The sequence below is a fragment of the Sphingobacterium alimentarium genome, from assembly GCF_004342685.1.
Classification (GTDB): domain Bacteria; phylum Bacteroidota; class Bacteroidia; order Sphingobacteriales; family Sphingobacteriaceae; genus Sphingobacterium; species Sphingobacterium alimentarium.
Genome location: NZ_SMBZ01000003.1, coordinates 40,009 through 65,217, shown reverse-complemented (window position 1 = coordinate 65,217; position 25,209 = coordinate 40,009). Strand labels below are relative to the sequence as shown.

Genomic DNA, 25,209 nt, shown 5'->3' with positions numbered 1-25,209 from the left:
AGATATTATCCTACTTTTATTTTATTTAAACCTTCAAATTGTTCCTGATATAATGTACGCAATCGGGCTTTAGCTCGTGTGAGATAGGTCCGACTTGTGCTATCGGGAATATTCAATTGTTTGCTTATTTCTTCGTGTGAGTATCCTTCGATCTCATACAGATTGAAAATGGCACTTTGGATATCGGGCAATTTATTCATTAACTGCATGATATCATCTACTGCTAAATTCGTGGAAATCGATACGGGGGTATGCTGTATGTCTATTTCGTTGATGTCGTCTATATCAACGGTAGCTTTCTGCGCCCGCAACTTGTCGATAGATGTATTGACGGTGATTCGCGCTATCCAGCCCTTAAAAGATTTTTCTAAGGCTGTTTCATCCTCTAATATTTGAAAGTTAGATAGCTTGCCGAAAACTTTTACAAAACTTTCATTTACCACGTCTTCCGCCTCCATTTCATTTTTTACATAGCGTAAGGATACTGCCATCATGTATCCGTAAAATCGCTTGTATAGAAATGATTGACTGCGGTCAGACTGTTGCACGAGGCAATCTTCCAGCGCTGACCTTAGGGTCAGTGGACTATTCCTATTGAAATATCTGGAAACTATACTCACGCGTGTAGCTGAACTTTGTCTGTTTTCTACTTCTAAAATTAAAGAATTATTATTGATAACCACGTATCTTTATTCCTTACCCTATTATAACGGTAAGTCCACTGACTTCGCTACACGCTATAAAACAATAAATACTGGAGTCGGCACATTGCTATTGCCTTTTACTTTTTGTATATTTAAGTATAAAGAGGAGGGTATTATGCGAAACATTCTATTACCTACTGATTATTCCGAATACGCCAACAATGCTTTTTTTTATGCTTTGAATTTAGCCAACAAGTTTGGTGTAAAGCTATATGTGCTATACTCTTATTTGCCACCAATATTATCATCGGGACATGCCGGACAACCAGAAATGCTGACCTCGGTGTATCAAGAAATTGAGGCATCAAAACATGAATATACGCAACGGAAAAACCAACAACTATTAGTTGAAGCTGCACAACAACAATTGGATACCACTCATGTACATTTTCTCTTTGAACCTGGTACGGTACTCAGCACAGTAAAAAAAGTAATTGCCGAGTACGAAATCAGCGTGGTGGTCATGGGAGTACATGGTGCAGGGGCATCTAATCAATTTATGGGAAGTAACACCTCATTAGTGATTCGCAATGTGACTCTCCCAATTCTTGCTATTCCTCGCCATGCGAGGTACTCATCGATAAAGAAAATCGGCTTTACAACAATCTTCAAGGACAAAGACCTTGATGCTTTGGAGCAAATTATGGATATCGGCACACTAGTAGGCGCAGGCGTACACTGTATCCATGTCAAAGATGATAGCGTAAGCCCTGCCGATGTATTGTTGCATTCGGAAAAATGGTCTAAGCATTTTAAAGACAAGAACATGAGTTTTGAATTCTTGGAAAAAGAGAACTCTGTGGAACAAACGGTCAATACATATATTCACGAAAATAAGCTGGATGTATTGGCAATAGTACGCCGCAATAGAAACTTTTTCGAACGCCTAATGAGCTCGAGTTTATCACAAAAACTGACATTTCATGCAGAAATCCCTATCTTCGTTTTTCATGAGCGTAATCTTGCGGTAGAAAATGAATATTCAAATCATACAAGAAAAACTTAAGGCACAGCAAATGCTGGACGCTGCTGTAGTTAAATATACAATGTTGATCGATGAAAAAATGAATGAGCAAGGCGCTCTATTTTTCATCCCATTGGGAAATAAAGAAATAAAGGTGGTACTTCCTGCTCCTGCTCACCTTGATTTTCTGAAAGATGAATCCAAAGTGACATACAAGAATTTATTGCAGAGCAAGGATATTATTATTCTGAAATAGAAAGAATAGATTTTAAAGGCTTAAACACCTTTAAAATCTATTTCTTCTAAGGTTTTATACAATTCGAGATACTTAGCAATAGCTTCTCTTTTCTTGGTATCCAAATTAAAATCCAAGAACTCGGTTAAGTATACCGCATAATCAAAATTTGGATACGGTTTCAATCCTACAATCACATCCGTGGGATGCGAGACGCCATCGCCTAGTGCGGTATTGAAATCAGTAATAAATTCTTCGGGCAACTTTTTATTGGCAACCCAGACTGCGTAAGCAAATGGAAGACCTGTGAATTTTTTCCAAATATCACCTAGATCATACACATAAGGCATAGTGTTTTTTTGTCCGAAGGTGCGATCTCCTATCAATACATACGCGTCAGCATCTCCCTCCATAATCACTGTCACTTCACGTTTCCAATAGTATTGCAGAAGTATTCTTGCTAATCCGTTGGATGTGCGGGATTGATGGTCTAGTCGTAGAGTTTTTATCTGTTCAATGGGTTTGTTGGAAAAAATAAATACAGAATCCACTGCGCCATCCGAACCAATACAATAATCTGTAACGATATGATAATCGTTCAAGCGGGACAATGCAGCAACAGGAATGATACCTAAGTCTGCCTCGTTCTGAATCACTTTACGGGCACATTCCGAGGGAACGTCCACTGTTAATTCAATTTGATCTAAGAGTTTTTGGGATGCTCTTACACCTTGCAAAAATGGTAATGTGTTAGTATAACTTACCGCTGATACTTTTATTTTTCTCATTCCAACCCCTCTAAATGCGTTGTATTGTAATAATCTTTAATTTCAAATTTACCATCCTCGTAGGTGAGAACGTATAAGGAAGTATTGGTATGGGGAAAATCATCCATTTGACAAACCGGTACATCTGTCAAGTGACATAGTAAGATGCGTAGGGCACGGCCATGCATACAGACAAGAACGGTTTCTTCATCCGTTTGCTCTAGCATATGAGCAATAGCTTCTTTCTGTCTTTTTACTAGTTCATTTGGTGACTCACCATTTTCAATGCTTAAATCCAGTTCGTTATTTCGCCAAGAGGTGACCACCTCTTGAAAACCTTTCAAAATAGTCTCGTCCTGTACTTGCCCTTCATAAATACCCCAACTAATCTCATCCAAGCCAATTAGCTCCTCACGTGCGATGCCCAATTCCTTTTCAAAACGCTCGACAGTCTGATGCGTGCGCAGCAAAGTGGAAGTATATATTTTGTCAAAAGGAACATGCTTGTAGGCTTCGAAAAAAGCATCGGCTTGCTTTCGTCCATTCAAGTTTAAAGGCGTATTCACGCCTCTACCTTGTACTATTCCTTTAAGATTTAAATCTGTCTGTCCGTGTCTTATAAAATAAAATGTCTTTATCGCCATTCTTTTTTTTTCTAGTTCACTACCGGCAAAGCATAATATTTCTTTGCCTTATCTTCCTCAAAAATAACATCTTTGTAGTCTGTAATGACATTATATAAGGTGTCACGCTCTATAGGATGTCTCCCTACATGACGAATCAATTCTACTAATTCTTGGGTCGTCATTGCCGGATTTTGCTCCTCCGCTCCTGCCATGGAGTAGATTTTGGTTGTATCATCCAACGTACCATCTATGTCATTGACACCATAGGCAAGCGATAATTGTGCCGTATCACGAGATATCATGGCCCAATAGGCTTTTATATGTGGGAAATTGTCCATATATATCCTTGCAATGGCATAATTTCTTAAATCTTCAATCACAGATACTTCAGGTACATGAGCCATTTGGTTGTCCTTATTTCTGAATTTCAGTGGAATGAAAGTCTGGAAGCCTCCTGTCTTATCTTGCAACTGACGTAATCGTTCCATATGGTCCACACGATGCCAAAACTGTTCAATATGACCGTACAACATCGTCGCATTGGTATGCATGCCCAATTTGTGCGCTTGCTCGTGAATATCCAACCACTGCTCTGCAGTACATTTATCATGTGCGATTTGCTCTCTTATTTCTGGATGAAATATTTCAGCACCTCCACCAGGCATAGAATCCAAGCCACATTCTTTCAAGTATTTCAGACCATCATAATGTGACAGCTTTGCCTTCTTGAATATATAGTAATACTCTACTGGAGTCAGTCCTTTGATATGAAGATCAGGACGATGAGCTTTACAACGCTTGAAAAATTCAGCATAGAAATCTAAATTCTGCTTCGGTACCACCCCCCCGGTAATGTGTACTTCTGTGACAGGCTCGTTATCATATTTCTTGACAATATCCATCATGCCATCTACGTCCATCTCCCATCCTTCTTCACGTTGTTTTATCATACGTGAATACGAACAGAATTTGCAATCATAGACACAGACATTGGTCGGCTCGATATGAAAATTACGGTTGAAATAGGTATAATGTCCATGCTTTTTCTCACGGATATAATTCGCTAATACACCTAGATAATTGAGGTCTCCTTTTTCGTATAATAGCACACCTTCATCAAAGGTGATTCGTTCTTCTGCAAGTACTTTCTCAGCTATTCTTTTTAAATCAACATGCATTGTTGGGTTGTTTATTAAAAAAGTTAGCTTTTTCTCAGCGTTCATATATTACTCCCTTCTTACTCAAATATATCAAAAACAATTACTCTTTACCTAAATATAAGGAGTAATTATAAAATTAATAACCTCGTTTTTGTCCATGGATTAAGCCTCCACAAATTGTTGCATATCGATCAATCTCTTATACAATCCATTATGATTTATTAATTGACTATGCGAACCTACTTCCACAATTCGACCGGCGTCAAGAACGACGATTTTGTCTGCATTCTGAATGGTGCTCAAACGATGGGCAATCACTACAGTCGTTCTATTTTCCATCAGTTTATAAAGAGCGTCTTGTACCAATCGTTCGGACTCGGTGTCTAATGCCGATGTGGCTTCGTCCAACAGCATAATGGGTGGATTTTTCAATACGGCGCGCGCAATACAAATACGTTGGCGCTGTCCTCCGGATAGTTTTGAACCTCGATCACCAATATTGGTTTGGTAGCCTTCAGGTGTTTTTTCAATAAATTCGTGCGCGTTTGCAATTTTGGCTGCAGCTTCTACTTCTGGTTGTGTAGCATGCTCAAGGCCAAAAGCAATATTATTAAAAATGGTGTCGTTAAAAAGAATAGATTCTTGATTCACGGTACCGATCAATGCACGTAGAGAATCCTGATTTAATGTCTTGATATTCTTACCATCAAAAAGAATTTCTCCTCCTGTAACATCCATAAATCTAGGGATAAGGTCTACTAAAGTAGACTTTCCGCCACCAGATGGTCCTACCAATGCTACAGTTTGTCCCTTTTCGATATTGAGGTTTATATCATTCAGAATCTGTTTGTCGCCATACGCAAAATTTACATTTTCAAATGAGATAGCCGACTGGAAGGTTGATACTTTTTCGGCATTTTCGATGTCTTCGACAAGATTTTTCTCGTCAATCAGTTCGAGAACACGCTCACCTGCAGCAATACCATTATGTACATTAGAGAAAGAATCTGTCAAAGCTTTCGCGGGACGCATTACTTGTGAAAATATTGCAATATAACCTATAAATTGAGAAGCAGTAAGGTCGCCTTCACCATTCAATACCAAATTACCGCCATAGAGCAAGATAATGGCTACCATCGCTACACCTAGAAGTTCGGAAACGGGCGAACCCATCTGTTGCCTGCGCACCATGCGACGCATAACTTTGGAATAATGCGAGCTTTCATTGTTAAAACGGTTTTTGACAAAATCCGCCGCATTAAAAGCTTTTACTATTTTCACTCCCGACAATGCCTCATCCAAATAGGAAATCATTTTTCCGTATGACTCTTGTCCTTCTTTGGCTTGGGATTTTAGTTTCTTCACTATGCGTGAAATCACAAAAGCAGAGACTGGAATTACGAGCATAGAAAACAAAGTCAGCTTTGCCGATAAGGAAAAAAGCACAACAATATATGCAATTAGTTGAAGTGGCTCTTTAAATATAACTTGTAATGTTGCTGTAACAGAGAACTGTACAACTTGAACATCGGATGCAATCTTAGAGATAATGTCCCCTTTGCGTTGATTGGAAAAATATCCCATATGCAAATTCATCACATTATTAAATACGGCTTTGCGAAGATTCAATAAGGTATGGATACGAAGATTTTCCATTATTCGTTGTGAAAAATAACGGAACAAATTGCTGATAAAAACCGATGTGATTATAACAATACAAACATATTTCAAAGCCTCATAAGGCCCCAAATCAAAATACAACCGATCGGCATAATACGTAAACCAGTCACCGAAATCCAACCAACTCTCTGGTTTGGTGATGGCTGCGGGCGCTTGTAGATCGACATCGCCAGTCCCTTTGAATAACACCTGAAGAAGTGGTACGAGCAAAGCTAAATTTAATGTACCGAAAATAACAGTGATAAATGTGCAAATTATATAAGGAATAGCATATTTCTCAATCGGCTTGGCAAAAGATAATAGTCTAAAGTATGTTTTCATTCAATAATTTCTCAGTAAAAGCAAAAGTACTAAAAATGACCGTGAAATAATTGATTCTAGAAATTTACATACAAAAAGTTGCACACCTTTGATATTCTACAAAAAACACAATATTGTCCACTTTTATTATAGATTAATTCAACAAACACCGTAAGTTTTTATAAATTTAGCACCAAATATATTTTAGATGGAAATTCAAGTAGCAAAAAGGTTACAACATACAGAAGAATATTACTTTTCCAAGAAGTTGCGGGAGATCGATGAGATGAATAAGGCTGGTGCTCAGGTAATCAATCTAGGTATTGGAAGTCCTGATCTGCCTCCGCATCCGGATGTAATTAAGGAACTTCATGCACAGGCTGCTTTGCCCAATACGCATGGCTATCAGAACTACAAAGGGGCTCCTGTCTTACGGCAGGCGATGGCAGATTGGTATGCGCGTTATTATCAGGTACATTTGGATCCCAATTCGCAAATCTTACCTTTGATCGGGTCTAAAGAGGGCATTGTGCATATCTGTATGACCTACCTGCAAGAAGGCGATGAAGTACTGATTCCTAACCCGGGATATCCTGCCTATAGCAGTGCCGTACGGATTACAGGTGCTACGGCAATTCCGTATACGCTTTCAGCGGATAATAATTGGTTGTTGGACTTTAATGAACTGGAAAAGCTGGACCTTTCGAAAGTCAAATTGATGTGGATCAATTATCCGCATATGCCTACTGGTGCTTTGGCAAATAAAGCTTTTTTTGAGCGTGTGATTGCATTTGGGAAGAAACATACTATATTAATATGTCACGATAATCCATACAGTTTCATTCTGAATGATTCTCCAGAAAGCATCATGTCGGTAGAAGGTGCTCTTGATACGGCAATAGAATTAAATTCGCTGAGCAAATCTTCGAATATGGCGGGATGGCGCATCGGCATGCTGATAGCTAATGAAACGAGAATTGGAGAAATATTGCGCTTCAAAAGCAATATGGATTCAGGTATGTTTCTGCCCTTACAGTTGGCTGCCGCTAAAGCCTTGAATTTAGACAAGTCATGGTACACCCAGCTCAATGAAGAATATGCTGAACGACGTAAGAAAGTATTCGAAATAATGGATTTGCTAGATTGTCAATATAGTCTGGATCAGGTGGGGTTATTCGTCTGGGCTCAGATTCCGTCGACATATTCGGATTGTTATGCGTTGAGTGATAAAGTCCTATATGATGCTAAAGTATTTATTACACCTGGTGGTATCTTTGGAACTGCTGGAGAGCAATTTATACGAATCAGTCTTTGTGCGAATCAAGATACTTTGGACAAGGCGATTACACGCCTCACGGAAAATTTATAAATAGTAATTATCTTAAATATGAATATAGCTATTGTCGGAATAGGTTTGATAGGTGGTTCTATTGCTATCCGACTGAAAGAAACGAATTTTGCAGAGAAAGTCATTGGCGTAGACAAAAGTGAAATCAACCAAAAGAAAGCTTTGCAAATGAACTTGGTGGATGAAATTATGGATTTGCATGAAGCTATTGCGACCTCCAAAATCATCATTCTGACCACACCTGTGGATGCGATCATGCAACTCACGCCTTATATTTTAGACCGGATTACCGATCAGATAATCATCGATATGGGGTCTACTAAGATCAATATTCTACAACAGATAGCAGACCATCCCAAACGCGGTCGCTATGTAGCGGCACATCCTATGGCCGGTACGGAGTATTCAGGACCGGAAGCTGCTGTTCCAAATCTATTCAAAGGCAAAAACATGGTTTATGTAGAAGCCTTCAAATCGGATGAGGATGCTTTTGACCTGGCTGATGCGCTGACAGATTTGTTGGAGATGAAGTCTTTGTTTATGAATGCTGAAGAGCATGATATGCATACCGCATATGTGTCTCATATTTCGCATTTGACTTCCTTTGCACTGGCTTTGACCGTATTAGAGAAAGAAAAATCGCAGGGTCGAATATTCGAATTAGCCGGTTCAGGATTTGAGTCTACTGTACGCTTAGCGAAGTCTTCTCCTGAAATGTGGACACCCATCTTCAAGCAAAATAGAGAAAACGTACTGGAAGTCTTGGAGGAACACATCAAGCAATTGCAAAAGTTGCATGACAAATTGGAAAAGGAAGATTATGAGGGATTATATAAACTCATCAAAAAATCCAATAAGATCAAAAGAATCATAAAGTAATACCGTGCAATTTGTCGAATTAGAAAACGAATTGGTTTCTTTAAAATTCTTGAGTCAAAAGGATTTTGAGAAACTGTATGCGGTGGGATCAAACCCAGAAATTTGGGCGCAGCATCCGTATTCAAGCCGCTATACATCGGAAGGATTTTCAACTTACTTCGGCAAATTAATGGCGACAGATTGTCCCTTTTTGATTATGGATAAACGTTTAAATGATGTTATCGGTGCTACATCATTTTATGAATATGACATCAAACAAAAAAGTGTAGCTATCGGCTACACTTTTTTGGATACTTCGTATTGGGGTGGAATATACAATCAATCGATCAAAAAAATTATGCTGGACTATGCCTTCCAATTCGTTGATAAAGTGATATTCCATGTTGGTGATAAAAACATCCGTTCCCAACAGGCATTAGCCAAAATTGGCGCCCAATTGGAAAATTCCTATCCAAATAGCTTGAGTCCTACCAGTATGCAGTTAGAATTTGTAATTCACAAATCACAATATTATAAGGAAGTTGTCTAACCTCTATCTCGCTCTACCAATACCATAAGCGCTAGGCTCAAAACCAATCGCTCCTCCTCTATATCAGAAGATGTCAATTTTTCTACCTTAAATTTGCGACCAAAAAAAGAGGGCTCTTTTTTCAATTCAAACAAAGCCTCACCGGCATTATTGGACAAAATATACGAAGGGTTGAATACATAGCCTGAAAGCATTCCTATAATTGGAATTTCACCAAATATACCATCCCACATTTTTACAAAGGCATTTTTCTCCTGTATCGTATAATCATGCTCGTCATCCGCATTGACTAGTTTAAAAGTCGATTTCCACAAAGATCGAATACTTTTGCGACGCACCTTTCCTATTACATTATTAGCAGCGTCGGTGATGGTAAAAGTCTGCTGAAAATCAATTAACCGGTTCGATTTCATTTCGTATAATAGCTCACTTTTCGAACTATCACTATACACCTTCATTTGATCCCGCCATGTCAGAATCTTTTCGCGGACATAAAAAAGCGTATTGCCTAAGGCATCTTTGGCTTCAAAATCATTGGATAGTGTACCTATCTTAAACTTGAAATCTAAAGGATAATTGTATTTGCTCATAATTTGATTTTACAAACTCCAATTTAGAAAAAATCCCGAACATTTTATTGTTCGGGATTTTTTAAAGCTATAGTTTATTAATATTTTATTTTCAATTTATCGAAGACCTTTGACCATAGCCATATTGGACCAACCGTCAGCAATTGCCAGAAATGTTGCGTGGTACTATATTTTCCTTTTTGACTGTATATCAATAATCCGATCAAGCCAACTGCAGCCAGAATAGAACAAACTAATAGCACAGCAGGTCCTCCATCACGCTCTACATATTCTAGACGGACGATGAAGAAACTCATAATTCCTATTGTAAATAACATGGCGTAAGACAAGGTCGGAGCCAACTTGAGGTATAGATAGATAATAATCGCAATATAGAATGATCCCCAATTTAAAAAAGTCTGTGCATTCATTCGTTTGAGGAAATCGAGTTGTGGAAATGGAATCATCCAAACTATACCCATCACACCAAAGAAAGCCAAAGTCAAAAATAATGCGTATATCCCTTTATTGTCTTGATATGCAAGGTCCAAATTTTGGAAATAAGTCTCTACTGGTCTTGGTGGCGCAACTTCGTTCTTCGTCTTTTTTCTTGTATTGTTCATAGCTACAAAACTAAACATTTTAAAATATATACAATCATTCAATAAAATATTGTATAAAGCTGTGAATTTTTAACTTAAAATAGTATATTTGGTTACCAAATCAATTATTAAGAAAAAAATATGTCAGTTGAAATTAGAAATGACAAGTGGAAGAATTTGTTTGAGAAGCAAAGTTCGAAAACCACTACTGCAATAACAAATGAGGCATTAATTGATAGCTATTATTTTATTTTTGATTGCTCATTGAATGTCATATCCTTTATGAATGCCGCATTTTCTACAATTACGGGCTATTCTGCATCCACATTTACTGTGGACAATTTGATTAGTAATATTCATCCGGATGATCAGCCTTACTTTTTTGAGTGCGAAGACAAGGACCTACAATTCAAGAACAATCTGCGATTTAATGAGCACTTTAATTATTTGTATAGCTATACCTATCGCTTGCGCATAAAGGACAACAGCTACATCACTATCAGACAGACTTGTCAAGCTTTAGAAGTAAGTAATCAAGGCGATTTGACAAAAACTTTGGTTATCCACCAGCGTATAAATGACTATGTAGAGCGTCCTGTCAATGACCGCAGAATCTACGATAAAAGCCGAAATATATATTTAGATACGGAGAATTGCTATAAACTTACTAAGAGAGAACTGGAAATATTAGAATTAGTCAAAGATGGTCTGAATAGTACCGAAATTGCAGATAAATTGTGCACGAGCAAATACACGATAGACACCCATCGTAAGAATATTTTGAATAAGACAAATTCCAACAATTTTATTGATCTAATCAGAAAGTTGTCACAATAAAAAAGAGTTCTTGAAAATATTTCAAGAACTCTACTAATCCCAAATTAAATTAATACTATGCCCTTACATCTCTAATGTCGACATCCTTGTCAAACATTGCTTTCGCAAACGGACACAAAGGCAAAATTTTGACGTTATTATCGCGCGCATAATCGACAGCTTTGGTGAGTAAGATCTTACCAACACCTTTGCCTTTTTGACTTTCATCTACTTCCGTATGGTCTATAATAATTTTATCTGACCCGACTTTGGAGTATGTCATCTCCCCGATTTTTACGCCGTCTTCAGTGGCTACAAACGTCCCTTTATTGCCATTTTCAACATGTTTTACAATCATAAGAATATTCCTCTCTATTAAAAGTAACAATTCAAAATTACTATTGTTTTTATTTTGTTATTAACTAGACATTCCCAATGTATTCTCCTATTTTTACGGATTAAATTTACCATGAGAAATTCATTTATGTCATATCGTATACAGAATCTTTGTATTTATATATTTTTCATAATCGGTTCGTACCTATCGGGCGTGCAGACCATATTTGCTCAGGTAACTCCTTCTATCAGTGTACCTAATGATACGCTTGGTGTAAGTGCTGATATCACCAAGAAAACCGCAACAGATACATTAGAAAATGAGAAAACCTATGATATTGTAGATTTATTTAAACAGATAAACCCGATTAACAATAAAAATAAGCAAAATTTTTCAAAAAAACGGTCTCCCATATCGTATTTGCCCAATATTAATTACAACCCAAGTATAGGATTTCAAATTGGGGTGAAAGCTGTAGGGGGTGTTTATTTGGGCGACTCCAAAAATACGAATATGTCAGTATTCGCGACCGCACTTAATTATACGACCAAAGGAATCGCGGTTGGTTATATCTTTCACGACACCTATACACGCGAAAATAAGTGGAATCTCAAAGGCAGTCTGCACATCGCCAAAATGGTGGGACTTGACTATGGATTGGGCATAGGCAAAGATTTTGAAAACCTATCGGATGAAGAACGCGTCTTAACGAACCCCGATCGTAAACGATTTATCAATAATTATACGGTATACGGTTTCAGTGAGCGAGTGTATAAACAACTTACGGATAATTTATTTGTAGGTACTGGTGTGTATTTTGATTTAAAAAGAAATATTGGTACGGTATCCGATAGCGAAAACCCGCCCATGGATATTTATAATGATTGGAAGGGCTATAATTCCATAATGAATAACAACAATGGGCTGATGTTAAATCTTCAGTACACCACAAGAGATAATCCCAATAGTGCGTACAAGGGAATCTATTCGGATGTGGTGCTTCGTGCAAATCAGACTTGGCTCGGTAGCTCACAGAACGCCTTACAGTTACTGACGGATTTTAGAAAATATTGGCAACTATCTACCTATCGGCCGAATCACGTTTTGGCATTCTGGTATTATGGTTCGTATAGTTTAGGCAGCAATCTGGGTTATTTGGATCTGCCGGGAACAGGAAAAGATCCCTATGCGCGTTCAGGCCGAGGTTATACAAATGGTTATTTCAAAGGACAATCTTTTGCCTATGGCGAATTGGAATACCGCTTCCCTATTCTGCGCAATCAATTTTTGAGCGGAGTGGTTTTCGGAAATATTCAGACCGTAGACGACGAAATAGGCAGTAAGCTGTTCAAGCATTGGCAACCGGCTGGAGGAGCTGGCCTACGGGTATTATTTAATAAATTGACTCGTACTAATTTGTGTATTGATTATGCTTTTGGGAAATTCGGCCAAAGAGGCCTATTTTTAGGATTGAACGAAGCTTTCTAATTTTTTTGTGATTTTACTTTATGAAATTTAATACGGCGATTACCTTACTATTAGCAAGTACAACCACCGCATATGCGCAAAATACTGCCGATGATACTACCCAAGTGCAATTGCAACCTGTAGAGGTAAAACAATATTTTACATCCCAATCACTTCTAAAATTGACGAGTAGTGCCCAAACGGTTTCAGCGCAGACCATCCAGGCACAAAGCACGATTTCGCTCACTTCAGCAATAAATACCGTGTCGGGTATTCGGATGGAAGAACGTTCACCGGGCTCTTACCGTTTGGCTATGCGCGGTAGCCTTATCCGTTCCCCATTTGGTGTAAGAAATACGAAAGTATATATGGATGAAATACCCCTCACCGATGCCGGAGGAAATACATATTTTAATTTGCTGGATCCAAACGCCATTGCTGCTGTCCAAGTAATAAAAGGTCCTGATGGTTCGCTTTTTGGAGCGAATTCTGGAGGTGTAATCCGTATAACGCCCGATGGTTTTGATAGCAATGCCAATCGCCTTAATTTTCAATTGGCCGATGGCTCATTTGGTTTAATTCAAGAAAACTTAGGAATAAGCAGAAAGGTGAACGACAAGTACCATTTCGCTTTCAATCAATCTTATACCAAATCTGATGGATATCGTGAAAATTCAGCCTTAAACAAGTTAACCTTACAGACTACACACAATTGGAGGTATAACAATTATGGTACTTTAAAATTCTATGGTCTGTATTCGGATATGGATTACCAAACTCCTGGCGGGTTGACATTAAAACAATACGAAGAAAATCCCAAAATGGCCAGACCTGCTGCAGGACCAAATCCCGGCGCTGCTGAACAAAATGCTACAATTTACAATAAAACCTTCATAGGTGGTTTGATACATGAGTACCAATTGAATGCTCAATTCAGTCACGTCATTTCGCTATTTGGCTCTTACACGGATTTTGAAAATCCTTTTATTACCAATTATGAGTTTCGGAAAGAGAAAAATTTTGGAACACGTACTTTTCTTTCTTACCAAAATGGTAATACGAAGTTGCCTCTCCAATTCCAGGTAGGACTAGAAGCAATAAAAGGTTGGAACGACATAAAGAACTTTGATAACGAACGTGGCGTGGCAGGTGATCCACAAGCCTTCGACAAACTTGATAATTCGCAAATAAATCTATTTGCACGAACGCAGGTTGATTTTACACCTGATTGGGTTTTAGAGGCTTCATTGGGTTACAATGCGAACGCGATTGATTACGCGACCACTTTTCCGGCTGAAAATAGCACTGAAGGATCTATAAATTTCAAAGGCAACTTATCCCCGCGCCTAGCGACTTCCTATCAATTCAATAATTGGATGGCGGTGCGAGGTTCTATTTCACGCGGATATTCTACGCCGACCATCGCTGAAGTCAGGTCTTCAGACAATACCATCAATAATAGCCTACTTGCTGAAAGTGGAATGAATTACGAGTTGGGTTATAAAATTAAATCGCCTAACCAAAACTGGATTGTTGACTTAAGCATTTACCAATACTTAATGGACAACAGTATCGTACGTCAAATCAATGAAAATGGCAGTGAATCTTATGTCAATGCTGGAGAAATGAATCAAAAAGGTGCAGAACTATCCGTTTGGTCTTACTGGAAATGGAATAGCAATTGGTTGAAATCAATTACCTTCAATACGGCTTTTTCTTACAATCACTATCGCTTTGGTAATTATCAATCCGGGGAACAAAATTTTAAGGGCAATAAAATAACTTCGGTTCCCGATTGGACATTAGTCAATACCTTGTTGTTCTCTTTTGCGCATAATATAAGCTTCAATATATACCACAATCATACTTCTACTATACCTTTGGATGATGCTAATGCGGTATTTGCAGATGCTTATGATTTGATACAGGCGAAAGTAAGCTGGAGCAATAAAATCTCCAACTCAAAGTACAGCTACTCCTTATTTGCAGGCTCTGACAATCTATTAAACCAAAAATATAGTTTAGGTAATGATATCAATGCTTTTGGTGGTCGATACTTCAACGCAGCGGCTCCTCGAAATTATTATATCGGCATGAAATTGCATATGTAAGCACACCGTGACATCCCTTACGTAAACCTTTATGGAGCTAGATTGTTATTCAATTATATCTAGCTTATCATGTCATTAGAAATTGCTTATCAAATCACCACAATGGATAGCCCATTTTGGTCTTTCGCTATTCATGATGGTCATACTGTCAGTGAAGAATTAATGCCGTATGTGAAACTTACGGATGCCGAACGCCTTCGTGAAGAAGACCCGTACACGGCCAGCATTGCTGACCTACCCATCAATCAATTTGTAGTATTTACTTCGCGCTTTCAACTCGATCTAAATAGGGATTTGGATAATGCATTGTATTTGAGACCGGAACAAGCATGGGGGTTAGAAGTTTTCCAGCCTGCTCTTCCTGAGAGTTTTGTTTCCCAATTACATAAACAGCATCAAGTAATATATAATAGTATCGAAAGACATATCGCAACTACCATAAAGAAATACGGGTATTTTGTGATATTGGATATACACAGCTATAATGCTAAACGTGAATCAGCAAATGAAATCGTTGATGAATCCAAAAATCCACAAATAAATCTCGGAACATTCTATAATACTGCCAAATGGTATAGTTTTCTTCAACATTTTGCTCAAATTATGAAGGAAGCAGGTACCACTACAGGGGAAAATTTAGATATCCGCGAAAATATCAAATTCAAAGGTGGCAATCTCGCGCAACATCTGATCAAACGCTATGGGGACTTGGGTTGTGTTATTTCTATCGAATTCCGAAAAGATTTTATGGATGAATGGTCCGGTGAGGTGTATAAAGACAAAGTGGTTACTTACAACAAGTTGTTGAAGGATACTGTAAGCGCGATGTACAACTATTTTCAAACAAATAAGTAAGATTTTCTGTGGAAGATAAATTATTAAAATATATAAAAACAGCTATACACAAGAGAGAGGCTTTTTATGAGCCTATCCCAAATGTGGGTAAAATAATATTTAATAAGGTAGTCCCCTACTTTTTTCTCTATAGAATTCCGGCTTCGGGACGCAAAAGGAGTACTATATCCGATTTGGCGAAATCCCAGCTGGCGAGTATCATCATCAAGTCCGAGAAAGATAAAAAAGTTGATCAATTTCTTATCGATATCATTGAAACTATTCAAGAAGAATTTGGTAGTTGCCTCATAATAGAATTATGGGTAGATGCCGAAAGTAACAATGATGTATCTATCCATGTAGCTCAAAAAGTGGCTTTACCCTTAGCAGAATATATTCACAAAAACTTGCGAATTGAGGCGCCTGATTTACAGACAAATATCGTTAAACAGAAGAAAATGCCTCACAACCCTTATTTTTCGTCTTTATTTCCGCTGACCGAACTTCAAGAAAATAATATTTTCAGCATTGGGTTGTCTATCCAAAACACCTATTTCCATGCATCAGGCACCTTGCTTCCCTTATTGGAACGACATTTTAGAGAGTCTATGAGTAAGACTCTTTCCCGTACATTTTTTGAATACGTTCGTCTCTATACGAATTTGAATCCCGCGAAATTCAAGCTGAATATCAACAAAGAGATTACGCCCAATATAATAGAAATTGATAAGGCCTTGCTTGCCGAGAGTCAACGGTTCGACTTTCTGATGCTCGTCACTCCTACGAATGTACAGGAGGCTTGGCAGACTTTTAAAAATAATCGTTTTGCAAAAAATCCGGTGTTTCAATATAGACCTATGCCTATTGATCCGGATCTAGTCAAGAGAAATCTGTATAATCTACCTATCGAAGACATACTCGATCCCAATATTGCCTATCTTTTTAGAGATAAGCGACGTGAACTGGATGAGATGATGAGTATGTTGGATGATCGTAATTCGCCGGATTTCGTACATGGTAGCTTACAGGTTTTTGGCAATGTGAGTGATCAGCTATTACATGTCGCGGAAGCTATTATCACAGTCATTGACAGTAATGGCACACATACACAAACTAGCACCTCCAAATTAAATGCCCGTGAGTTTGCTCAATTGGCTACTGCGGAAATTGAATATTTAAAATCGCAGTATCCTGAACTAAATACGACTGTACGGGTTCGTGATGATGTATCGGGTGTCATGGTCAATAGAGGGGTGTTGAACATTAGTTCGAATTACAAGATATCAAAAGAGCGAGCAGAAGCGCTTATACAGCATGAAGTAGGAACACATATTGCAACTTATTTCAATGGGAAAGTACAGCCTTTGCAACTATTCAGCCTAGGTGTGCCGGGCTATGAGAAGCTTCAGGAAGGCCTGGCCGTATTTTCAGAGTATATGGTCGATGGCTTAAGTAATGAGCGGCTAAAAATCCTTGCCGCACGTGTGATCTGTGTACGGCATATGCTGATGGGAAATTCTTTTGTTGATACATTTTCTCTACTGGTAGAGCAATATGATTTTTCAGAAGATGTTGCTTTCCATATTACGATGCGGGTGTACCGTGGCGGAGGGCTGACGAAAGACGCTGTATATCTACAAGGGCTGATCGAACTTATCGAATACTTACGAAAAGGAAATGATATTAATATTTTGACAATCGGAAAGATTAGAAAAGACTACATACCCATTATACAGGACTTGATTCAGAGAGGATATTTGAGGCAACCTGCTGTCCGGCCGCGCTATCTTTCAGAAGCATATTTGCCACGCTTGGACATGATAAAAAAAGAAGGTTCAGTATTTAAACTTATTAAATAATATATATGAAAATCGCATTTTTAATAAATCAAACACACAAGGAAGAAGCTATCTATACGACCACTTGGTTGGCTATGCATGCGCTCCACCGAGGTCATACTGTGCTATATATTGGTCTCTCTGATTTCATCTATGTTGATGACACGCATATTGATGCCCATGTACGCAAATTGACGCCTGATGCTACATTTAAAGATAACGATGATTTGTTGCAGCAGTTGAAAGCGCAGAAAAAAGAACGTATTTCTTTAATGGATGTAGATGTGTTATGGTTGCGATTTGACCCTGTTATGGATATGCTCAATCGCCCTTGGGCTGCATCAATGGGCCTGCAATTTGCCCAAATCCTAAAAAAACTAGGTAGGTATGTGATTAATGATCCAGATGAATTGATACAGGCGAGTAATAAACTTTACTTAGAAAATTTTCCGCGCGAAATAAGACCGAAAACAATTGTCACGAGAAGCTACGAGGATATTCTTGATTTTCTTCAAAAGCAGAATGACAAGATAATACTGAAGCCATTGAAAGGTTCGGGTGGTAAAAATGTATTCATGATCAGTCCAAATGAGCTGCACAATCTCAAACAAACGGTAGAAGTAATAGCACGAGATGGTTATGTCATCGCGCAGGAATATCTTCCCGAAGCGACCAAAGGCGATATGCGCTTTTTCTTACTCAATGGTGAACCGATTATCATTGATAATAAATATGCTGCTGTACAGCGTGTACAACCACAAGGAGAAATACGAAGCAATATCCATCAAGGTGCCAAGCCTCAAGTGGCCGAAATCACGGACGATATTCTGAAATTGGTAAGCAAGGTCTCTGATAAATTAAGGAAGGATGGGATGTACTTCGTCGGGTTAGACATTGTAGGCGACAAAATAATGGAAATTAACGTATTCAGTCCCGGTGCATTAAATATGGCGGGTACATTAAATGAGGTAAACTATGTCGAATATTTAATCAAAGATCTGGAACAACGCGTCAAAAGCTTTTATGGAAATACGGATATGAATGTATAATTCAATACCTTTATACCAAATATCGAAGTAAAAACATGAAATTATATTCCATAGACACAGGTTTTTTTAAATTGGATGGAGGTGCCATGTTTGGTGTGGTACCTCAATCCCTGTGGCAACGCACCAATCCGGCGGACTCCAACAATCTTTGTACATGGGCCACTCGCCTATTGCTGATCGAAGATGGCAAGAGATTGACTTTGGTGGATACAGCTTTAGGTGACAAGCAGGATGCGAAATTTTTTGGGCATTACCATTTACATGGCGAAGACACGCTGGACAAATCATTGGCAAAATTAGGTTTCCATCGGGATGATATTACGGATGTTTTTTTGACCCATTTGCATTTTGATCATTCGGGTGGCGCTATAAAGCGAGAAGGCGACAGATTTGTTCCTGCTTTTCCCAATGCGCGATTTTGGAGTAATGAAAAACATTGGGATTGGGCAACTGTAAATCCTAATCCCCGAGAGAAAGCTTCCTTCCTAAAAGAGAATATTTTACCCATTCAGGAATCAGGACAACTGAATTTTCTTGAGAAAAACCAAAGCTATGATAGTCTGATCCAAGTCCGCTATGCTTATGGACATACCGAAGCTATGATGCTTCCTCAGATTCAATATAAAGACAAAACTATACTTTATATGGCCGATCTCCTTCCTTCAGTAGGACACATTCCTCTTCCCTATGTGATGAGTTATGATGTACGTCCTCTGGTGACTATGGATGAACGCCAGTCTTATTGGCAAGAGGCGGTAGATAAGGAGTATATATTGTTCTTGGAGCATGATCCTGTGCACGAGTGCTGTACTTTGCAGCAAACGGAAAAAGGAATACGCGTGAAAGATATATTCAAATTGAGTGATATATAGAAAAAAGGAAAGCAATGCTTTTCTTTTTTATTCTCCACTATACACTTTGCTTAACCACATGAATAAAGGTTCTTTTATGCCCGAAATTTTTAAATTATGATCCTGCAATAAGCTTTCAAAAATTGTGGCTATTTTTAAATCATCTCGATTGGTAAATAAGAAAAGTCCCTTATTTTGCTGCGGTTGAAACAAGAAAATATTGTGAAATCCTGTGCTCTCACCCGAATGAAACATCGTTATTTGACCATCTTGGGATTTTGTGAAAAATAACCCAAGCCCATAATGAATCCCATCCTTAACTTCAATACTGTAGGTTTCTAAATCTTTGAAAAACTGTGTCGTATACAAGGAATTATCCTTGTCAATCCATTTGGCAAAATCACGCGATGATATGTAAACACCTCCATCTCCTCGCGTTGCGGAGGTAATACTTTGGTCAGCAAAACGAAATCCTTCAGTTGTAGGTTTGTACCCGTACGCTCTATTTTCCAACGTATTTGGAGCAGATATTTGTGCAGATTGCATATCTAGCTTATCAAATATTCTTTCCTTACAAAATATCTCATATCGCTGATTTGAAATACGCTCCACGAGTAAGGACATCAAACAATAGGCGGTATTGTTGTACCGAAATTGCGTGCCTGCAGCAAAATAAACAGTGTCTATATTTTTTATCATCTCCAATACATCAGCGTCTGAGAGCTGTGTTTTTTGATCTTTGGGAATAATATTTTCATAATCCACTAATCCCGAACTATGATTAATCAAATGTTTAATCCGAATCGGAGCACATACTAAGGGAAGTTCAGGAAAAATTTCACGGATAGGCGCTTCCAAGGATATCTTACCGTCCTGTATCAATAAATAAACAGCCATAGCAGTAAATTGCTTGCTAACCGAAGCCATTCGGAATCGGGATTCTTCTGCAATAGGAATTTCCTGTTCTACATGTGCCAAACCTGTGAAAGCCGTTTTAATAGCCGCACCATTTTTAATCAGCACGATCCCGCCAGGCTGATCTGGCTTGGAATAATGTGTCTTTAAGAGTTGTTGCTCACCTTGTCCGAAAGCTATGCTATACACTAATAAGCTCAAAATGATATAGATAAGTTTGTACATGTTATAGTATTAATATTAATTCCATCTCGAAAATAAGTGTGCAATTTCCACCACTGCTCGGCGTCAATGCTTCAAAACCATAGGCAAGATGATGCGGTATGTAAAGAATCCATGTGCTACCGACTGGCATTAATGTTAAAGCCTCCTGCCATCCTTTAATTAATTCATGAACGAAGAAAGCTTCGGGCCGTTTTCTTTTGTACGAACTATCGAATACTTCGTTATTCAACAACTTACCGGAATAGTGACAAAGGACTTTATCTTTACGGCTAGGAATTTTTCCTTGGCCCGCTACCAATATTTCGTATTGCAGCCCGGATGGTAAGCTCGTCACTTCGCTACGTGTAGCATTATTTTGCAAGAAGGCCTCTCCTTCTGCCAAATTCTTGGAAGCTAAGTCTTTAATTTTTTTTAGATAGTTGTTGGATTTTGACATAGTCTAAAATAAAATAAAAAAGCCGTATATTTTGTATACGGCCCTGTCTTATTGTATTTTTTATTACTTCGTAAATTGTATTTTACTTTCCTTATAGCGTTTGATTTCTTCCGAAAGCTTACCCAATGCATAGCCCACGATCGTAATATCATCTAGCCAACCCAACACCGGAATAAGGTCAGGTATAGCATCGATTGGCGAAACTACGTACAGAATAGTCCCTACGATAATAGAAGCATTCCATGTATTAACTTTATAACGACCTTTGGAAATATCTTTGGCTATATCAATTAATACTTTGAAATCAATCACCTTATCATCCAAATTAGATGCTTTTGCATCCGCTTTAGACAAATCGTCTGAAGTCAATTGGTCTGCCTTATACGCACTAAATAACTTAAACGCTTTCTTTAAATAAGTTTGTTTCATTATTGAATTTTTTCGTTTGACTATAAATTTAATCTATAGTTTAATCTTCCTCTTCCAATCGTTGGAATGTGGCATAATCCGATTCGGCACCGGATGTATCTCCTATTTTGGCCAATAAAGCGCCGCGGTATTGATATAAGTCCGAATAATACGGATTAAGTCGAATGGCTTCCGTGTAATCGGCAATTGCGCTATTCCAATTTTCTGTCTTTTCAAATACATCTGCACGCAACACATACGGGTAGAAGTCCTCGGCATTCATATCGATAAGCATAGAATAATCGGTGATAGCCTTGTCAAATTGTTCCAATTGTTCATACAATTGAGCTCTCTCTTCATATGCTGTGGTCTTTGTGTCATCAAGTGCGATTGCTGATTCCAAATCTTGAAGAGCAGCATTGAATTCCTTTACAGCGATATACAATTTTGCACGGTACAGGAATGCATCGAAAGATTGTTGTCCCGACAGGACCAAATCCAAATCAGCTAAAGCTTTATCGTATTTCAAGACATGCGTATAAATAGCAGCTCGAGAAATAAGGATAGTCTGATCCTTACTGCTTTCAAAAGCTGTACTGTAATCATTTATAGCTTCCGCATAGTTGAAATGTTGAACCTGCAACATGGCGCGATTGATCAAGGTCTGCGGTTCATCAAGTTGATAAGGCGTTGAATTATGTAATTCGAGCAGATCATCTGACTCAAGCATTTCTCCTTGATTTTCCAACCATTCTATAAAGTGGTGATAGTTGAAATCTAAACGTTTTGCAATTTGATAATCATAAAAAGCACTTTCATCATCCCCATTGAACCGATGAATTATAGATCGGCAGGCATAGAAAAAAGGTTGTTCAGGATACATCGTGATGGCTTTGCTATATATTTCAATCGCCTGCGTATAATTTTCCGCTTGGACGGCTTGATAAGATTCTATCGCAAAACGAAGGGGTTCATTCTTATTATCGACCGGTATGTCAGCACTGATAAATGGGAACAACTGGGCACTAGCAAGTATATAGTAAGTGTTTTTTTCTAAATTCATCCTTAAACTTTAAAAGTATCTTTTTACAATTCTTAATTTATGAGTATATCTATTTTGATCTGCATTAAATATACCATGACTATCCATCTTGTCTATTCGTACCTGTGCAGAGGCATGGATAATAGTTTCTTTGTCTAGCATAACACCCACATGGGTGATCTTCCCTTGCTCATTGTCAAAAAATGCCAAATCTCCTGCTTTTATCTCAGTTAAGAAATCTACGGTGATACCAGTTTCAGCTTGCTGATAAGCATCCCGCGGTAGCGAAATACCAAAATGATTACACACAGCTTGACTAAAACCTGAACAATCTATTCCATAAATAGATCGTCCTCCCCACATATATGGAGCTTGTAAATAATATTGACATAATCCATTAAATTCCTGCTCAAAATCATCTATTCTAGCCTGTCGCAATGACCCTTCTATCTTAAAAGTATCATTTCCAATTTGGATAGTTTGGTTTTGTATACGAGTTCCGGGTAGCAAGAAAATTGTATTATCCTCTGTAATAGCTTGAGCACCTTGCAAATCTACAATGGTCGCAGTAGATTCACTAGCGAAAGTCACCGAACCAAATTGATGTTTTTGTACCCAACCTTCATAATTGGTGTCAAGGGTGCGAATTTTAACAAAGTCAATTCCTTCTTCCAACATTTTAAAACACTCGCCGAATAGAATTTGAGAAACCATTTCACTACGGTGATCCGGTTCAGCTCTGAGTGGGACAATACTTAGATTACAGGCAGATATACTCATGGGTTCTTTTATTATTTAAAACATTCAGACCTTTTTAATTGTTTTATAAAACGAAGATACTTGTTAATACCATAAATATTGATGTCATGAAAAAATTTCATAGAATTTTACTTGCAGTGGACGATTCACCGTGTACCGATAAAATTGTAACCTATGCCAAAGATATGTTTGCCTCTGAAGGCGTCTCAATAGCTTTGTTGACGGTGGTTCCGCCTACAAGTCCTGCCACATATGGTGCTGATCCCTTGCTAGGCCAGCAGCCTATTGTTGTGCCGGAGATAACAGAGATCCAACAGCATACTGCCGAAGATCATGTGCGTAAAATAGCTGCACGTTTTGATCAACAGGTTGAGACATTTACCTTCGCACGCGTAGGCAATATCCGCGAAGAAATATTACGATTAGCGGATGAATGGTCTGCGGATTTGATCCTCATGGGAACAAATGGCAGAACGGGATTTGATCATTTTATTTCTGGTAGCGTATCCGAATCAGTGATTCGTAAAGCGCATTGTCCTGTGTTGGTAATCCCTATCAATTGTAGCTAATCTGTAATATTAAACAGGATTTATTAATCGGGCTGCAAACATGCTGTCTGCACGATTATGATAGCCCTTTATCAACTCCATTTTTTCGATTTGCAAACCAAATTGATCGCCAAGATAGCGCACCATATTTTCATTCTCCTCAGCATATACTGAACAAGTCATATATACCAGAGGAGCACTCTTTTTTAGATGTTTAATCACATTTGATGCAATACTTTTCTGGAGTGTAGTAAATTCATCTAATTTTTCTTTAGAAAAATGCTGAATCATCTCTGGTGTGCGTCCCCACGTTCCAGATCCCGAGCAGGGAACATCCAAAATAATACCGTCAAACTTTTCGTCACCCAATATGGATTGTGTATCCGTAGTCAGATCCATGATTTTTTGGCGTTTGGGTGCTTTAACGTTGGCATGCTCAAAGCGTTCATTCAAGTTTCTTAAAATAGAAAGTCGAATGTCTGAAACCAACAAATTTGTATTCGGATATTTATCCAAGAACATCAAAGCTTTTCCTCCTGACGCTGCACAAGCATCCCACCAGCTTTCTCCCGCATTTGCATCCATGAAATTTATAGTATGCTGAGAGGATAAGTCCTGCACCTCGTACTTTCCTTTTAGGGAAGGAAAATCCTGCATTCTAAATCCATTGGACAAAGCAAAAGTGTTACGGCTAATTGCTGTATAATTCACTTCCTTCTGTTCAAGGGCGGTTGCCACGAAATCCTCATCTCCACGCTTGATACGTATAAATAAATCCGGCTGCGTAAAATGACTACGGATAAATTGTTCGGTATCAATTCCTTCGGAAAGATGATCCACAAAAGGAAATACGTCTTCCAAATTAAATCCTATCGTAGATTCTAGCAAAGAAATTTTTTCTGGTACGGACTTGGAAATATGTTGGGCTATATCGGGAAGATACAAGGAGACTAAGGCAGACTCGGATTCACAAAGAAACTCTGCGTAGACGAGCTTATCCGTATTGGATAAATGCTTAAGGGCATTTCCTAACCTGAAAAAATTATAAATAAAACGAGAGGTCATCCTTCTATCGGATGACCCCATTTGTTTATTTTCTTTAAAAAATCGTGTCAGATATCGCGCTAATGGTTCATTTTTCGCATATCCGTCAAGCGCTTTTTCAAAATTTCGAATATAGAGCGCTACACGTTTTTCATTTATTGCCATA

Annotated in this window: 27 protein-coding genes; 13 read left to right on the top strand and 14 right to left on the bottom strand. The window is 38.3% G+C overall.

Features of this window, described 5'->3' with window-relative positions:
* Nucleotides 1-5 precede the first annotated feature (5 nt).
* Nucleotides 6-683, bottom strand: coding sequence for an RNA polymerase sigma factor (locus EDC17_RS02090; RefSeq protein ID WP_243645965.1), 678 nt, complete (start codon nt 681-683; stop codon nt 6-8).
* A gap of 136 nt (nt 684-819) precedes the next feature.
* Here EDC17_RS02090 and EDC17_RS02085 point away from each other — a divergent pair, with 136 nt between their 5' ends.
* Both EDC17_RS02085 and EDC17_RS02080 read left to right on the top strand, forming a co-directional pair.
* Entirely contained in the window at nt 820-1,710 is an 891-nt protein-coding gene (locus EDC17_RS02085; RefSeq protein WP_132776413.1) for a universal stress protein, read from the top strand.
* Complete coding sequence (locus tag EDC17_RS02080) at nt 1,679-1,924, top strand: hypothetical protein (RefSeq protein WP_132776411.1); 246 nt, start codon at nt 1,679-1,681, stop codon at nt 1,922-1,924. Before EDC17_RS02085 ends, EDC17_RS02080 begins: the two co-directional genes overlap by 32 nt.
* A 20-nt stretch (nt 1,925-1,944) precedes the next feature.
* On the opposite strand, the gene EDC17_RS02075 is transcribed toward EDC17_RS02080, so the two are convergent.
* From EDC17_RS02075 to EDC17_RS02060, 4 genes are all read right to left on the bottom strand, one after another.
* Nucleotides 1,945-2,691, bottom strand: a complete 747-nt coding sequence (locus tag EDC17_RS02075) for a menaquinone biosynthetic enzyme MqnA/MqnD family protein (protein ID WP_132776409.1) — start codon at nt 2,689-2,691, stop codon at nt 1,945-1,947.
* The gene (locus tag EDC17_RS02070) at nt 2,688-3,314 is read right to left on the bottom strand and encodes a histidine phosphatase family protein (protein ID WP_132776407.1); all 627 of its coding nucleotides are present in this window, start codon (nt 3,312-3,314) and stop codon (nt 2,688-2,690) included. Before EDC17_RS02070 ends, EDC17_RS02075 begins: the two co-directional genes overlap by 4 nt.
* Nucleotides 3,315-3,325: 11 nt before the next feature.
* A complete protein-coding gene (mqnE, locus tag EDC17_RS02065) occupies nt 3,326-4,474 on the bottom strand; it encodes an aminofutalosine synthase MqnE (protein ID WP_394343340.1) in 1,149 nt (382 codons plus the stop codon).
* Nucleotides 4,475-4,618: 144 nt separating this feature from the next.
* Nucleotides 4,619-6,457: an ABC transporter ATP-binding protein gene (locus tag EDC17_RS02060; RefSeq protein WP_132776403.1), complete on the bottom strand. Its 1,839-nt coding sequence runs from the start codon at nt 6,455-6,457 to the stop codon at nt 4,619-4,621.
* 187 nt (nt 6,458-6,644) lie between these two features.
* Between EDC17_RS02060 and EDC17_RS02055 the strand changes: the two genes are divergently transcribed.
* The 3 genes from EDC17_RS02055 to EDC17_RS02045 are packed head-to-tail and all read left to right on the top strand — an operon-like array spanning nt 6,645 to nt 9,192.
* A complete protein-coding gene (locus EDC17_RS02055) occupies nt 6,645-7,805 on the top strand; it encodes a pyridoxal phosphate-dependent aminotransferase (RefSeq protein ID WP_132776401.1) in 1,161 nt (386 codons plus the stop codon).
* 18 nt (nt 7,806-7,823) lie between these two features.
* Nucleotides 7,824-8,663 carry a prephenate dehydrogenase gene (locus tag EDC17_RS02050; RefSeq protein WP_132776399.1) on the top strand — a complete coding sequence of 280 codons (840 nt, stop codon included), beginning with the start codon at nt 7,824-7,826 and terminating at the stop codon, nt 8,661-8,663.
* Nucleotides 8,664-8,667: 4 nt separating this feature from the next.
* Nucleotides 8,668-9,192 (top strand): GNAT family N-acetyltransferase, encoded by a 525-nt coding sequence (locus EDC17_RS02045; protein ID WP_132776397.1) that lies wholly within the window; start codon nt 8,668-8,670, stop codon nt 9,190-9,192.
* On the opposite strand, the gene EDC17_RS02040 is transcribed toward EDC17_RS02045, so the two are convergent.
* The gene (locus EDC17_RS02040) at nt 9,189-9,782 is read right to left on the bottom strand and encodes an LURP-one-related/scramblase family protein (protein ID WP_132776396.1); all 594 of its coding nucleotides are present in this window, start codon (nt 9,780-9,782) and stop codon (nt 9,189-9,191) included. The two genes, EDC17_RS02045 and EDC17_RS02040, sit on opposite strands and share 4 nt — an antisense overlap.
* A gap of 77 nt (nt 9,783-9,859) precedes the next feature.
* Nucleotides 9,860-10,384, bottom strand: a complete 525-nt coding sequence (locus tag EDC17_RS02035) for a hypothetical protein (protein WP_132776394.1) — start codon at nt 10,382-10,384, stop codon at nt 9,860-9,862.
* Nucleotides 10,385-10,504: 120 nt separating this feature from the next.
* Between EDC17_RS02035 and EDC17_RS17160 the strand changes: the two genes are divergently transcribed.
* Entirely contained in the window at nt 10,505-11,200 is a 696-nt protein-coding gene (locus tag EDC17_RS17160) for a LuxR C-terminal-related transcriptional regulator (protein ID WP_132776392.1), read from the top strand.
* Nucleotides 11,201-11,255: 55 nt separating this feature from the next.
* On the opposite strand, the gene EDC17_RS02025 is transcribed toward EDC17_RS17160, so the two are convergent.
* Complete coding sequence (locus tag EDC17_RS02025) at nt 11,256-11,537, bottom strand: GNAT family N-acetyltransferase (RefSeq protein WP_132776390.1); 282 nt, start codon at nt 11,535-11,537, stop codon at nt 11,256-11,258.
* 111 nt (nt 11,538-11,648) lie between these two features.
* Between EDC17_RS02025 and EDC17_RS02020 the strand changes: the two genes are divergently transcribed.
* The 6 genes from EDC17_RS02020 (at nt 11,649) to EDC17_RS01995 (ending at nt 19,687) form a co-directional block, all read left to right on the top strand.
* On the top strand, nt 11,649-13,004 hold the full coding sequence (locus EDC17_RS02020) for a BamA/TamA family outer membrane protein (RefSeq protein WP_243645964.1): 1,356 nt from the start codon (nt 11,649-11,651) through the stop codon (nt 13,002-13,004).
* Between the two features lie 20 nt (nt 13,005-13,024).
* Complete coding sequence (locus EDC17_RS02015) at nt 13,025-15,094, top strand: TonB-dependent receptor (protein ID WP_132776388.1); 2,070 nt, start codon at nt 13,025-13,027, stop codon at nt 15,092-15,094.
* A gap of 69 nt (nt 15,095-15,163) precedes the next feature.
* Nucleotides 15,164-15,949: an N-formylglutamate amidohydrolase gene (locus tag EDC17_RS02010; RefSeq protein WP_132776386.1), complete on the top strand. Its 786-nt coding sequence runs from the start codon at nt 15,164-15,166 to the stop codon at nt 15,947-15,949.
* Between the two features lie 8 nt (nt 15,950-15,957).
* On the top strand, nt 15,958-17,787 hold the full coding sequence (locus EDC17_RS02005) for a flavohemoglobin expression-modulating QEGLA motif protein (RefSeq protein ID WP_243645958.1): 1,830 nt from the start codon (nt 15,958-15,960) through the stop codon (nt 17,785-17,787).
* A gap of 5 nt (nt 17,788-17,792) precedes the next feature.
* On the top strand, nt 17,793-18,815 hold the full coding sequence (locus EDC17_RS02000; RefSeq protein WP_132776384.1) for an ATP-grasp domain-containing protein: 1,023 nt from the start codon (nt 17,793-17,795) through the stop codon (nt 18,813-18,815).
* A 35-nt stretch (nt 18,816-18,850) separates the two neighbouring features.
* Nucleotides 18,851-19,687: an MBL fold metallo-hydrolase gene (locus EDC17_RS01995; RefSeq protein ID WP_132776382.1), complete on the top strand. Its 837-nt coding sequence runs from the start codon at nt 18,851-18,853 to the stop codon at nt 19,685-19,687.
* A gap of 27 nt (nt 19,688-19,714) precedes the next feature.
* Here the strand turns inward: EDC17_RS01995 and EDC17_RS01990 are convergent, their stop codons facing one another.
* The 5 genes from EDC17_RS01990 to EDC17_RS01970 form a co-directional block, all read right to left on the bottom strand.
* Nucleotides 19,715-20,806: a serine hydrolase domain-containing protein gene (locus EDC17_RS01990; protein ID WP_132776381.1), complete on the bottom strand. Its 1,092-nt coding sequence runs from the start codon at nt 20,804-20,806 to the stop codon at nt 19,715-19,717.
* 1 nt (nt 20,807) lies between these two features.
* On the bottom strand, nt 20,808-21,242 hold the full coding sequence (locus EDC17_RS01985) for an FKBP-type peptidyl-prolyl cis-trans isomerase (protein ID WP_132776379.1): 435 nt from the start codon (nt 21,240-21,242) through the stop codon (nt 20,808-20,810).
* A 63-nt stretch (nt 21,243-21,305) separates the two neighbouring features.
* Entirely contained in the window at nt 21,306-21,671 is a 366-nt protein-coding gene (locus tag EDC17_RS01980) for a YkvA family protein (protein ID WP_132776377.1), read from the bottom strand.
* A gap of 40 nt (nt 21,672-21,711) precedes the next feature.
* Nucleotides 21,712-22,713 (bottom strand): tetratricopeptide repeat protein, encoded by a 1,002-nt coding sequence (locus EDC17_RS01975; protein WP_132776375.1) that lies wholly within the window; start codon nt 22,711-22,713, stop codon nt 21,712-21,714.
* 9 nt (nt 22,714-22,722) lie between these two features.
* On the bottom strand, nt 22,723-23,472 hold the full coding sequence (locus tag EDC17_RS01970) for a C40 family peptidase (protein ID WP_132776373.1): 750 nt from the start codon (nt 23,470-23,472) through the stop codon (nt 22,723-22,725).
* An 86-nt stretch (nt 23,473-23,558) separates the two neighbouring features.
* On the opposite strand from EDC17_RS01970, the gene EDC17_RS01965 reads away from it, so the two are divergent.
* A complete protein-coding gene (locus EDC17_RS01965) occupies nt 23,559-24,020 on the top strand; it encodes a universal stress protein (protein ID WP_132776371.1) in 462 nt (153 codons plus the stop codon).
* A 9-nt stretch (nt 24,021-24,029) separates the two neighbouring features.
* On the opposite strand, the gene EDC17_RS01960 is transcribed toward EDC17_RS01965, so the two are convergent.
* Nucleotides 24,030-25,208, bottom strand: coding sequence for an RsmB/NOP family class I SAM-dependent RNA methyltransferase (locus EDC17_RS01960; protein WP_132776370.1), 1,179 nt, complete (start codon nt 25,206-25,208; stop codon nt 24,030-24,032).
* Between the last annotated feature and the right edge of the window lies 1 nt (nt 25,209).

What these genes read in the sequence shown, in the direction of transcription:
- EDC17_RS02050 (WP_132776399.1), top strand. Translation starts at nt 7,824, where the DNA reads ATGAATATAGCTATTGTCGGAATAGGTTTGATAGGTGGTTCTATTGCT.
- EDC17_RS02035 (WP_132776394.1), bottom strand. Translation starts at nt 10,384, where the DNA reads ATGAACAATACAAGAAAAAAGACGAAGAACGAAGTTGCGCCACCAAGA.
- EDC17_RS02075 (WP_132776409.1), bottom strand. Translation starts at nt 2,691, where the DNA reads ATGAGAAAAATAAAAGTATCAGCGGTAAGTTATACTAACACATTACCA.
- EDC17_RS02010 (WP_132776386.1), top strand. Translation starts at nt 15,164, where the DNA reads ATGTCATTAGAAATTGCTTATCAAATCACCACAATGGATAGCCCATTT.
- EDC17_RS02040 (WP_132776396.1), bottom strand. Translation starts at nt 9,782, where the DNA reads ATGAGCAAATACAATTATCCTTTAGATTTCAAGTTTAAGATAGGTACA.
- EDC17_RS02015 (WP_132776388.1), top strand. Translation starts at nt 13,025, where the DNA reads ATGAAATTTAATACGGCGATTACCTTACTATTAGCAAGTACAACCACC.
- EDC17_RS02085 (WP_132776413.1), top strand. Translation starts at nt 820, where the DNA reads ATGCGAAACATTCTATTACCTACTGATTATTCCGAATACGCCAACAAT.
- EDC17_RS02060 (WP_132776403.1), bottom strand. Translation starts at nt 6,457, where the DNA reads ATGAAAACATACTTTAGACTATTATCTTTTGCCAAGCCGATTGAGAAA.
- EDC17_RS02080 (WP_132776411.1), top strand. Translation starts at nt 1,679, where the DNA reads ATGAATATTCAAATCATACAAGAAAAACTTAAGGCACAGCAAATGCTG.
- EDC17_RS01960 (WP_132776370.1), bottom strand. Translation starts at nt 25,208, where the DNA reads ATGGCAATAAATGAAAAACGTGTAGCGCTCTATATTCGAAATTTTGAA.
- EDC17_RS01985 (WP_132776379.1), bottom strand. Translation starts at nt 21,242, where the DNA reads ATGTCAAAATCCAACAACTATCTAAAAAAAATTAAAGACTTAGCTTCC.
- EDC17_RS01975 (WP_132776375.1), bottom strand. Translation starts at nt 22,713, where the DNA reads ATGAATTTAGAAAAAAACACTTACTATATACTTGCTAGTGCCCAGTTG.
- EDC17_RS01970 (WP_132776373.1), bottom strand. Translation starts at nt 23,472, where the DNA reads ATGAGTATATCTGCCTGTAATCTAAGTATTGTCCCACTCAGAGCTGAA.
- EDC17_RS02055 (WP_132776401.1), top strand. Translation starts at nt 6,645, where the DNA reads ATGGAAATTCAAGTAGCAAAAAGGTTACAACATACAGAAGAATATTAC.
- EDC17_RS01980 (WP_132776377.1), bottom strand. Translation starts at nt 21,671, where the DNA reads ATGAAACAAACTTATTTAAAGAAAGCGTTTAAGTTATTTAGTGCGTAT.
- EDC17_RS02070 (WP_132776407.1), bottom strand. Translation starts at nt 3,314, where the DNA reads ATGGCGATAAAGACATTTTATTTTATAAGACACGGACAGACAGATTTA.
- EDC17_RS01995 (WP_132776382.1), top strand. Translation starts at nt 18,851, where the DNA reads ATGAAATTATATTCCATAGACACAGGTTTTTTTAAATTGGATGGAGGT.
- EDC17_RS02025 (WP_132776390.1), bottom strand. Translation starts at nt 11,537, where the DNA reads ATGATTGTAAAACATGTTGAAAATGGCAATAAAGGGACGTTTGTAGCC.
- EDC17_RS02000 (WP_132776384.1), top strand. Translation starts at nt 17,793, where the DNA reads ATGAAAATCGCATTTTTAATAAATCAAACACACAAGGAAGAAGCTATC.
- EDC17_RS02020 (WP_243645964.1), top strand. Translation starts at nt 11,649, where the DNA reads ATGAGAAATTCATTTATGTCATATCGTATACAGAATCTTTGTATTTAT.
- EDC17_RS01990 (WP_132776381.1), bottom strand. Translation starts at nt 20,806, where the DNA reads ATGTACAAACTTATCTATATCATTTTGAGCTTATTAGTGTATAGCATA.
- EDC17_RS01965 (WP_132776371.1), top strand. Translation starts at nt 23,559, where the DNA reads ATGAAAAAATTTCATAGAATTTTACTTGCAGTGGACGATTCACCGTGT.
- mqnE (WP_394343340.1), bottom strand. Translation starts at nt 4,474, where the DNA reads ATGCATGTTGATTTAAAAAGAATAGCTGAGAAAGTACTTGCAGAAGAA.
- EDC17_RS17160 (WP_132776392.1), top strand. Translation starts at nt 10,505, where the DNA reads ATGTCAGTTGAAATTAGAAATGACAAGTGGAAGAATTTGTTTGAGAAG.